Annotated in this window: 2 protein-coding genes; both read left to right on the forward strand. The window is 64.4% G+C overall.

The annotated features are described in order from the left end of the window. A partial coding sequence (locus BN1129_RS12075) for a TldD/PmbA family protein (protein ID WP_042036825.1) occupies window positions 1–1148 on the forward strand: 1148 nt, incomplete at its 5' end. Continuing rightward, on the forward strand, window positions 1148–2197 hold a 1050-nt coding region (locus BN1129_RS12080), incomplete at its 3' end, for a TldD/PmbA family protein (protein ID WP_042036826.1). The genes BN1129_RS12075 and BN1129_RS12080, both read left to right, overlap by 1 nt.

Consider the following 2197-nt stretch of genomic DNA (forward strand, 5'->3'; position numbering starts at 1 on the left):
CCCTGCTGGCGGCCAAAGACAGACGCGACCCAGTGGTGACCGCCACCGCCTTCGACTTCACCCGTTTCACAGACCGCAATCCGGTTACCCTGCCACTCGGTGCTGACAAACTACTGGAGCAGAAGATTGCCTATCTGCATGCCATGGATGCTGCCGCCCGCGCCGAGAGCACCAAGGTAAGCCAGTTTTCGGGCAATGCCCTGGGCTGGGAGCAGGAGGTGGAGATCTTCAACAGCGAAGGGCTGCAAGTGGCCGATCGTCGCCACTACAACCGCATCATGGCCCAGACCATCGCCATGGAAGGGAGCGAGCAGAGCGTGGGCTATGAGGCCCCCGGTGCCATGATGGGCTGGGAACATGCGGCCCTCATAGACCCGCGCGAACTGGCCCTCACCGCCACCCGTCAGGCGCTGGTAAAACTCGGCGCAGCCCCCTGCCCGAGCGGCACCCTGCCGGTCATCATGGAGAGCGGCTTTGGCGGCGTCATCTTCCACGAGGCGTGCGGCCACCTGCTGGAGACCACCTCGGTCGCCAAGAAGGCCTCGGTGTTCCACGACAAGATGGGCCAGCTTATCGCCAACCCCGTGGTCAACGCGGTGGACGAAGGCTTGCAGGGCAATGCCTGGGGCTCCATCAACGTCGATGACGAGGGGATGGCGGCCCAGCACACCCAGCTCATCAAGGATGGCGTGCTGACCGGCTTTCTGGTCGACCGCATGGGGGCGCTCAAGACTGGCTATGCCCGCACCGGCTCGGGACGGCGCGAATCCTATCGCTTCGCCCCGGCCTCGCGTATGCGCAATACCTATATCGAAGCGGGTAACCACAGCCTGGAGGAGATGCTGGCCACGGTGGATCACGGCATCTATGCCAAGCGGATGGGCGGCGGCTCGGTGCAGCCGGGCACAGGCGAGTTCAACTTCAACGTGCAGGAGGCCTACCTCATAGAGCGCGGCAAGGTAACTCGCCCGCTCAAGTCGGCGACCCTGATCGGTACGGGCCCACAAGTGCTCAAAGAGATCTCCATGGTGGGCCGCGATCTCGCCCTCTCTGCCGGCATGTGCGGCTCGGTCTCCGGCTCGATCCCGGCGTCCGTCGGCCAGCCACCACTCAAGGTCGACCATATCCTGGTCGGAGGGAACGCCTGATGAGCCAACTCGATATGAATACGCTGCTCACCCGCCTGCTGGACAAGGTCGCTGATCTCAATGCCGAGGCGGACATCATCGCCAATCGGGACAAAGCTTTCTCCCTAAAGGCCGACAAGGGCGAGTTGGGTGAATACAAGGTCACCAGCAGCCAGCAGCTCGGCATCCGCCTCATCAAGGATGGCCGGGTCGGCATCGCCTACTCGGAATCCCTGGATGAGCCGGCACTGGATGCCATGTTGCAGGATGCGCTGGATGCCAGCCGCTTCGCCAAGGTGGATGCGGATCAGGCCATCCGGGTCAGCGGCAGCCTGCTCAGCACGCAGTGCGCCGAGATCAACCAGCCCGATACCACGGCAGCGGAAGAGAAGATCGCCCTGGCCCTGCGCCTCGAGGCGGACATGCTGGCCCTGCCGGATGTCACAGGCGCGCCTTATAACAGCGTTTTTGAGGGGGAGAGCCAGCTCTGGCTCGCCAACAGTCTGGGCAGCCTCTGCCAGCACAGTGAATTCAGCGTCGGCTGCTACACCTCGGCGCTGATCGAGCGCTCTGGCCGTCAGTCCATGCACTCACAGGGGCAGTATGGCCGCCGCTTTGACGAGCTCGACAGCCAGGCCCTCATAGCGCAGATCCATGCCATGGCCGATGGCCTGCTGCTGGGGGAAGCCGTGCCGAGCGGTCACTACAGCGCCCTCTTCAGCACCAACTGCTTCGCCAGCCTGTTTGGCTGCTTCCAGGCGGCGCTGTCGGGCAAGTGGGCCCAGCAGGGGATCAACCCCTGGCGCAGCAAGCTGGGCCAAAGCGTGGCCTCCCGCTGGCTCACTCTGGAGAGCCGGGCCTATATGCCGGGCGGCATGAACATCAAGGCATTTGACGGTGAAGGGGCGCCCACCTCGGATCTGTTGCTGATTGGCGAGGGGGAGCTCAAGACGCTGCTCCACAACAGCGCCACCGCTCACCACTTCGGCCTGGCCAGCAACGGCTCGGCCGCACGCAGTGCCCGCGGCGCGCTGGATGTGACGGCGCGCCACCTGGTATTTGGCACAGGC

The sequence above is a fragment of the Aeromonas popoffii genome, assembly GCF_000820025.1.
Classification (GTDB): Bacteria; Pseudomonadota; Gammaproteobacteria; order Enterobacterales; family Aeromonadaceae; genus Aeromonas; species Aeromonas popoffii.